This window comes from Pseudomonas sp. UMAB-40 (assembly GCF_900095275.1).
Classification (GTDB): Bacteria; Pseudomonadota; Gammaproteobacteria; order Pseudomonadales; family Pseudomonadaceae; genus Aquipseudomonas; species Aquipseudomonas mandelii_B.
The window spans coordinates 1-9,015 of record NZ_LT607591.1; the positions used below are offsets into that span (position 1 = coordinate 1).

Genomic DNA, 9,015 nt, shown 5'->3' on the forward strand with positions numbered 1-9,015 from the left:
GGGCCTCATTTTAAGGCTTGGAGGTGTCTACGAAACTAGGGGCGATTCAGCTCGCATTGAGTATGTCAATGCTTAAGATGGTGTTATTTATTTGATTTTATTGGGTTTTTATCTTTTATTTTTGGCTGAATACAAATCATTATTGCGCCTGTCTTTTTTGAAGGACGACATGAATGACGTGTGTCGATGAGTGGTGTTAAAGATTCACATTGGTCGGCCGAAGTTCTGAATGTCACGTAATGCTGTCAGGAAGTTTTCAAGTAATGGACGAACGATGAAACGCTACGAGTCATCTCGATTAAATATTTTACTCATCGCATGCTTGTTCAGCCCGCTCGTCCATTCTTTCGATGATGTCAGTCAAGAGCACGCGGACCTTCTCGGGGTTTATCAGTCAGCCTTCGATAATGATGCCCAACTGGCTGCCGCGCGTCATGCTTATCTAGCCCAGCGGGAGGCGATTCCCCAAGCACGCTCTGGTTTATTACCAAACCTCACCGCCGGGGCCACTTCTGAAGGCACCCGACTGGAGCGTGATGAGCCTTCTCTCAGTCGCACGCGAAGTGGCACTACTTTTCGTGCCGACATCAGTCAACCCTTGTTTCGTATAGATCGATGGTTCCAGTTGAAAGCAGCTCAATCCAGCGTGACTCAGGCTGAATTGGAGTTTTCAGTCAAGGTCCAAACGTTGGTGCTGACAGCAGCCCAAGCTTATTTTGAAACTTTGCGCCAACTGGATGCTTTTGCTGCTGCGCAGGCGGAAGAAGCTGCGCTGCTTCACCAGCGTGACCAGGCCCAAGGCCGGCTCGAAGATGGCGCCTCTAGTATTACTGACGTCTATGACGCCCAAGCAGCTTACGATGAGGTGCGGGCAAATCGCCAGTTGGTTCAGCGAAGAGTCGATGACGCTTATGAAGAGTTGACTCGTCTGACTAATCAATCTTATGGGTCGATTGCCGGAATGGGGCACCAAATGCCGGTTGAACCACCCATCCCCAATGAGGCACGGTCATGGGTTGACACCGCTATACGCCAGAACCTGCAACTCCAAGCCAGTGAACAAGCGCAAAATACGGCTGAGCAAACCCTCAAGCAGCGGAAGGCTGGGCATTTGCCGACTATCGATGCCGTAGCTTCGTATCGTAAAGGTGACAACGACAGTTTCGGCTATAGCAACCCGACGGATTTCGGCCGGGATGGTTACCGCGACAATGTCGCCCAGACCAGCATAGGTATTGAGCTCAAAATCCCGATTTATTCAGGTGGTATGACCAGCTCTCAGATAAAGGAGTCCGTAGAGCGACTTTCACAGACCGCCGATGATAAGGAGGACCGCCGACGTGAAGTCGTATTGAACACTCGTAATGCTTTTCGTGGAGTCAATGCGGATATTGAGCAAATTTTTGCGCGTCGACAAGGCATCGTCTCAGCCCGAAAATCAGTTGAAGCGAATCAGGTCGGAGTGGATATCGGCTCGCGTAATATCGCCGACGTACTCAATGCTCAAAGGCAATTGTACGCAGCGGTGCGTGATTATAACGATGCACGCTACGACTACATAATTGACAATCTCAAGCTCAAGCAGGCCGCTGGGACTCTGAGCCAAACGGATCTGAAACTCCTCTCTTTTTATTTAAAGCGAGACTACGACCCTGCGCGAGACTTTCTTCCTCCAGGAGTTTGAAAGGGCCGCTTTTTTAGTCGCGAAATGTTCTTAAAAGTAAACCCACCAGTCTTTCGAAGTGTGATGTAGTGATACATGGCTTTTTGCCATGCTTTCTAGTGTCAAGCATCGACTGATCGAACCATCCAGCAGGAAGCAACATGAACGAATCGGAAGCGGGTGGCGTGTCGCCTGAACGACCCATATTGATTGATACCGGCTTGACGTCACTTGTTTTGCTTGCTCGATTTCATCAGGTGGCAGTCTCGGCCGATCAATTGGCTCATGAATACGGTTGCATTGATCGCTGCTTTTCTACGGCTGACCTGATGCTTGCAGCTCGTAAGCTCGGTCTCAAAGCTAAGGTGGCAAAAACTTCACTTGATCGCTTGGAGAGCACGCCTCTCCCAGCAATTGCGGAAGGTGTGGATGGACGCTTTTTTATTATTGCGCGCTTGGACCAGGGCAAAGTGCTCATTCATGATCCAGTCGAACAGAGGCCTGTGATCATTACGCTCAATGCGTTGCAGGCACGCTGGAATGGTCAGTTGTTACTTGTTCGCTCAGAGGCAGGTGCGTCGGGGGAGACTTCGCGGTTCGATTTCACCTGGTTTATACCGGCCATTATTAAGTACCGGAAACTGCTCGGCGAGGTCATGCTGGTTTCGTTCGTGCTTCAGATGTTCTCGCTCATCACGCCGCTTTTTTTTCAGGTAGTCATGGATAAGGTGCTTGTGCACCATGGTTTGACCACTCTTGACGTAATTGCGGTTGGTTTGGCTGGGGTCATGCTTTTCGAAACGGCCTTGTCTGGGCTTCGCAGCTATGTCTTCGCCCATACAGCCAGTCGTATCGATGTGGAGCTGGGTTCCAAGTTGTTCAGGCACTTGATCACCCTACCGTTGGCGTACTTCCACGCAAGGCGGGTTGGCGATTCGGTCGCGCGGGTTCGAGAACTGGAAAACATCCGCAGCTTCCTCACGGGTAATGCGATTACTTTAGTACTCGACATTTTGTTCTCCGTGGTTTTCATCGCCGTCATGTTCTATTACAGCGGCTGGCTCACTTTAATCGTTCTGCTTTCGCTGCCACTTTATATTCTTGTCTCCGTCCTTATTACACCACTGCTCAGGTCACGTTTAAACGACAGCTTTGCTCGCGGAGCTGAAAACCAAGCTTTTATGGTTGAGACAGTTAACGGTATCGATACATTGAAATCGATGGCAGTTGAACCACAAGCTATCCGCAAATGGGATAACCAATTGGCAGGTTACGTTGCGGCCGGATTCAAAACCCAGACGTTATCCACGATCGCCAATGAAAGCGTTTCACTGATCGGGAAATTCGTAACTGTAGCCACCCTTTGGTTTGGGGCACGATTAGTAATTGAAGGTCACCTTTCAGTGGGGCAACTCATTGCTTTCAACATGCTAGCGGGAAGAGTTTCGCAACCAATCATTCGTTTAGCTCAACTGTGGACTAACTTTCAACAGATCGGTGTATCAGTGCAACGTTTGGGGGACATTCTTAATACTCGCAATGAGCTCTCCCAAGCTACTCGAAGTGCTATGCCACCTATCAAGGGTTACATCGAGTTCGACCAGGTGCACTTTCGCTATCGACCGGATGGTTCGGAAATTTTGCGTGGTATTAATCTTACGATTGAGGCGGGTCAAGTTATCGGGGTGGTGGGCCGCTCCGGTTCTGGAAAAAGTACTCTAGCACGGTTGCTACAACGGTTATATGTACCAGAGCGCGGGCGGGTTTTGATAGATGGAATGGATCTGGCGCTGGCTGATGTCTCGTCATTGCGTCGCCAAATAGGCGTCGTGCTGCAAGACAATATGTTGTTCAACCGAAGCATCCGCGAAAATATCTCCCTCAGCGATGCTGGCACGCCATTGGAGGCAGTCATACAGGTCGCGAAACTGTCCGGTGCCCACGAGTTTATTCTCGAATTGCCGGAAGGCTACGACACAATCGTTGGTGAACATGGGGCATCTCTCTCGGGTGGCCAGCGACAGCGAGTTGCGATTGCCCGAGCGTTGATCGGCAATCCTCGTATTCTAATTTTCGATGAGGCCACTAGTGCTTTGGACTATGAGTCTGAAAGCATAATTCAACAGAACATGCAGGCGATTTGTAAGGGCCGCACCGTGATCATTATTGCTCACCGGCTGTCTGCAGTTCGCGATGCAAATTGCATTGTCGTGATCGATCGTGGACAGATAGTGGAACAGGGGAGCCATGCCGAGCTGTTGATGCATCAGGCAGGACATTACTCGAGGCTGCACCGTTTGCAGCAGGGACGCAGCAATGCCTAAGCCTGATCAATTTAGTTTATTGCAACGTTATCGTCGCGCATGGACTCATTCCTGGAGCCGCCGTCGTGAAATGGACACGCCCAAACGTCTCGCTCACGAAGTGCAGTTTTTACCCGCGGCGTTAGAATTGCAGGACAAACCAAGCCATCCAGCCCCAAGGGTTTTTATTTGGGGAATTATGGCTTTTGCGTTGCTGGCATTCCTTTGGGCTTGTTTTGGAAAAGTTGACGTAGTAGCAACAGCTACGGGGAAGATTATCCTCAGCGATAAAACTAAAGTCATTCAAACAAGTGAAACTGCGGTGGTCAGAGGAATTTACGTTCGCGATGGCCAAGCGGTCAAAGCAGGTCAATTGCTGCTGAAACTGGACTCGACATCGGTGAATGCTGATGTTGGACGAGCAAGAAGTGACCTGCTCGCTGCACGGATCGATAACGCCAGAGCCAGCGCGATGTTGGATGCAATTACTTCAGGAAGCCCACCACGGGCTTTGATCGGCACCATCGTCGATGCTGATCCTCAACATGTGTTGGCCGCCGAGCGCTGGGTGCAGGGGCAGTATCAGGAGTACCGAAGCAGCCTAGACTTAGTTGATGCAGAGATTCAGCAGCGGAATGCGGATATCCAGTCTGCCCGTGCCCAAGTGTCCAGCTTGAAAAAAACGTTGCCTATCGTTACCAAGTTGGCCAGTGACTATGAGCATTTGCTGCAGAAGCAATACATTGCTCGCCACGCGTACTTAGAAAAAGAGCAGGCACGGCTGGATCTGGAGCGTCAGCTTAGTGTGGTAAAAGCTAGCGTCTTGCAAGCAAGTGCTGCGCGACAGGAAGCGGAGCGTCGGCGCGAAGGTGTTGCCGCTCAAACTCGGCGTGCGATGCTCGACCTATTACAACAAGCTGATCAAAAAATTGATGCGCTAAACCAGGATCTGGCTAAAGCCCGTTATCAGGAGGATCTGACCACTCTTGAAGCGCCTGTAGATGGCATCGTCCAGCAATTGGATGTTCATACCATAGGTGGTGTGGTAACGCCTGCGCAACCCTTAATGGTTTTGGTCCCCATTGATCAACCTATCGAAGTTGAAGCAATGCTCGAAAATAAGGATGTTGGCTTCGTGCATGCAGGGCAGGTGGTGACTGTAAAAGTGGAGACATTTACTTATACCAAATATGGCTCCGTAGTCGGGGAGGTGATTAGTGTTTCCAATGACGCTATTGAAGACGAGAAACGCGGGCTTATCTATAGCAGCAAAATCCGCTTGGTGACAGATGAACTGAATATAAAAGGGAAAAATGTAAAGTTATCGCCTGGCATGGCGGTGACTGCTGAAGTAAAAACGGACCAGCGTCGGATTATAGAGTTTTTCCTTAGTCCACTGCAGGTTGCCGCCAGCGAAAGTCTACGAGAACGATAATTATGAGTTTAATAAAAATATTTGTTCGGTTTGGAAAGCTTTTCTCGTTGTTATCAGCTAAGTGTTTCATCCTGTTTTTTTCGCTGGAAGGAACATCAGCTTTTGCGGATGAACTTCAAAGGAACAAGTGTGAAGTAGCGGATTTTAAATTTTATGTTACTTTGGAGGATTGCAAACTGCTGAAGTCGCACGGCTCTAAAGTTGTAACGTTTGGCGTCCGTTTGACCGACCTTCGAATTGTCAAGGCTGGCATTGTCGAACCTACCCATATGATAGTCCGAATTCGACCTGTCTCAACGCCCGTTTTGCGGGAGCAAGCGGGTCTTAAAGGAATCAAGCCTACCTCCGTTTCAGCCGGTCGCAATGAATATAAGCTGCGAGATCGCACTGTCTACGAATTTATGGGGGCTGATGATACACCTGTTTATGTAAGTAGCGGATTGATGACCTATGAAGGTGATCGCCTATTTGGAAATAATATTGAAGTACTTTACCAGTTTGATGGGCGACGTAACGATTTTGAAACGCTTGATAATCTATTGCTAAAGCTGCTTCGCAGTATCGATCTTCAGTGAGAGGGATGTCATGAATATTTTAAACCTAAGCCAAGCACAACTTAACACTCTTGCTGATTTGCAAGCGCAAGGTGATTATCCAGGGGCGTATGGCTATTTGCGAGAAATTGCTGTTCAGCAGATTGCTCAAGAGCCCAATGGCGCAAATTCTATTGAGCTAGGCAAAATCTCGAACTGGTTGTCCGCTGCACAGTCTATTAACAAGAATGATGGTACGTTTTATAGCAATATGGTCCGTGGCGCAGACAGATACGCAGCAGGCTCACATGGTCGTAATTTAACGGATGCAGATTTTCAAATAGCATCTGATGCTCTCGCAAATAAAGTTATTAATGATATAAGGGCGCAAGTTGGATTTCCTCCTTTAAAGGAAATCATTGATGCAGACGTGCAGTCTGCTGTTAGTGATCTACAGTTGTATCGTTGGCAGTGGGCAGGAACTATAGGTGATATGCTTCCGCCTCCGCTTGGTCTTGGTGGAGACTATGTGCAAGTAGAAGGGGAAAGCTTCAATGATTATATGGGTAACCTTCTTGAGGTTTTGCTTGAAAACGCTGCCGGGTTAATGAAGTTTGGCCTGAATGAGCGTTTGGATACTGCTTACGAATTTATGCAGCAACAGTTTGGTACTGTTACATTAGGCCAGCATTTGACTGGTGCTATTTCAGATTTGGTATACCAAGATTTTTTCAGTGCTGTGACTTTTGTAGATCCACTGGTGTTGGATTTGGATGGTGATGGCATTGAGACGATTTCGCGTGACAAAGGAGTTGTTTTTGATCATGACGGTGATGGAAATAAACTGGGCACTGGATGGTTAAAAGGTGATGATGGGTTTTTGGTACTAGATAAAAATAATAATAATATTATTGATGATGGGACAGAGCTTTTTGGGGTGAATACGCTTCTTCGAAATGGCCATACAGCTAATAATGGCTTTGAGGCACTTGCTGATCTAGATAGTAATTCGGACGGTGTTTTCGATCAATTAGATGAGAAATTTTCGCAAGTAAAAATCTGGCAAGACCGTAATCAGGACGGTATTTCTCAGTCGTCTGAGCTGAAAACTCTTCAGAATGTTGGCATTACTTCTATCAGTGTTGCTGCCGCTCCATCAGGCGCCCCCAATAATGGAAATGTCATATCCAATGTCGGCTCCTATACTCGAAATGATGTTTCTACTGGTGCTGTATCTGAGGGGGTTGTTGGGTCCATTGATTTTGCACAAAACACATTTTACCGAGAATATGGAAATCCTATTGAGTTAGATGCTGACGCTTTAACACGCCCCGATATGCAAGGCTCCGGTGCCGTCAGGGATTTGCGTGAGGCCAGTATGTTGAGCGGGGCTTTGCAGCAGGTGTTGGGTAGTTACTCAGCAGCTGGCAGCCGTCAGGCTCAACTCGACCTGATGGGGCATTTACTATCTGCGTGGGCTGGAACTAGTGATTTAAAAAGCTTCGATGAAAGTGTGGCGGCGCTGAGTACGCCGTCGTATACAGTAAAGTTCGAATACTCTTGGGAGGGAGGGGCGGGGTCACCGTCTGCACAGCCAACGGCATCTCAACTGGAGCTAAAATCGATATTAGAGAAGGTTCGTATTTTAGAGGCATTCACTGGTGTTAAGTATTTGGCGTTCAGTTTAACTGAAACCGGTTCCGGTGCAGACAAAGCTGTAAATGTTAAATCTAGCTTTGGTGCTAGTGTGGGTGGTCACACAGTAGTGATTGGAAGTTCATCATCCAGTGTGATTTACGTTACCGAGCAAGATTTTCTATTTCAGATGCGTCAAGTTGCTCAGATAAATAAAGCCTATGATGCATTGGTGTCGTCTGTCTATTCTGGTTTACTGTTTCAAACCAGATTTGCAGAATATGCTTCTAAAATAGTTTTAACTATTGGTAATAGTGGCTTCGTTCCAGACTATTCGGGTGTTACGAATCAGTTGGTGGTGACGCACGGTGTCGATGCTGTAAAGGCGGTAATGGATGCTGTGGAGCTGTCCGCGACGATTGGGAAAGGGCAGTGGGCACCATACATATCTAGCTGGATTGGTGAGCTAACCGATGTTGAAATAGGGCGTATCAAGGCAGCTTCCGGAGGCTCTGACTCCGTGATTCTCGGAAGCTCGTTAGATTCAATTCTTTCTGGAACAGCATTTGATGATTTGATCGCGGGTGGTTCGGGAAATGAATCGCTGATTGGTGGTGAAGGGAATGATTTCCTATATGGAGGGGCTGGGAACGATGTGATAGATGGTGGTTCCGGTAACAATCAGATTTTTGGTGAGGCTGGAGACGATATCCTCAAGGTATCAAGTATTTCTACGGGTAGTTTTTTGGCCGGTGGAACGGGCAATGATACGTTGAACGGAGGGTATTACTCCGATACTTACCTGTTCAACTTGGGCGACGGTCAGGACACCATCATCGAGTACGATCCTGGTTATGGCGCCACTGATACTTTGCGTTTCGGCGCAGGGATTCTGGCCAGCGATATCAATATGCGCAGGGTCGACTCTGATCTGGTGTTCATGCTGAGTAATGGCACCGATCAGGTCACGGTCAAAGGCTGGTTTAACCGATCAACCTCCAGTGCAGACGCCGCCCTTTCGGCTGTCATCGAGCGTGTGGAATTTGCTGATGGGACGTTTTGGACTTGGACGGACATCTCAACGAAAGGTCTGAATCAAGTGGGCACCGCCACCTCAGAGACTTTGGTCGGCTGGTCCGGTAACGACAACATTCATGGCGGTGGCGGTAATGACACGCTGGAAGGTGGAACCGGCACGAACCAGTTGTACGGTGATGCGGGTGATGACCTCATCAAAGTTGCCAGCGACTCGACAGGTAATACCTTGGCCGGCGGGACCGGCAACGATTCCTTGAACGGCGGTTATTACGCTGACACCTATCTGTTCAATCTGGGTGACGGTCAGGACACTATCACTGAAAACGATCCGGGATATGGCAGCACCGACACCTTGCGATTTGGTGCGGGGATTCTGGCCAGCGATATCAATACGCGCAGGGTCGACTC

5 protein-coding genes are annotated in these 9,015 nt (G+C 48.6%); all 5 read left to right on the plus strand.

Annotated elements, in window-relative coordinates; genetic code table 11:
- Nucleotides 1-274: 274 nt before the first annotated feature.
- Entirely contained in the window at nucleotides 275-1,684 is a 1,410-nt protein-coding gene (locus K0F88_RS31655) for a TolC family outer membrane protein (RefSeq protein WP_219097830.1), read from the plus strand.
- 140 nt (nucleotides 1,685-1,824) lie between these two features.
- Nucleotides 1,825-3,987: a type I secretion system permease/ATPase gene (locus K0F88_RS31660; RefSeq protein ID WP_219097831.1), complete on the plus strand. Its 2,163-nt coding sequence runs from the start codon at nucleotides 1,825-1,827 to the stop codon at nucleotides 3,985-3,987.
- A complete protein-coding gene (locus tag K0F88_RS31665) occupies nucleotides 3,980-5,401 on the plus strand; it encodes an HlyD family type I secretion periplasmic adaptor subunit (RefSeq protein ID WP_219097832.1) in 1,422 nt (473 codons plus the stop codon). Before K0F88_RS31660 ends, K0F88_RS31665 begins: the two co-directional genes overlap by 8 nt.
- Before the next feature lie 2 nt (nucleotides 5,402-5,403).
- Nucleotides 5,404-5,976: a hypothetical protein gene (locus K0F88_RS31670; protein WP_219097833.1), complete on the plus strand. Its 573-nt coding sequence runs from the start codon at nucleotides 5,404-5,406 to the stop codon at nucleotides 5,974-5,976.
- A gap of 10 nt (nucleotides 5,977-5,986) precedes the next feature.
- The coding region (locus K0F88_RS31675) for a calcium-binding protein (protein WP_306823159.1) at nucleotides 5,987-9,015 on the plus strand (3,029 nt) is incomplete at its 3' end.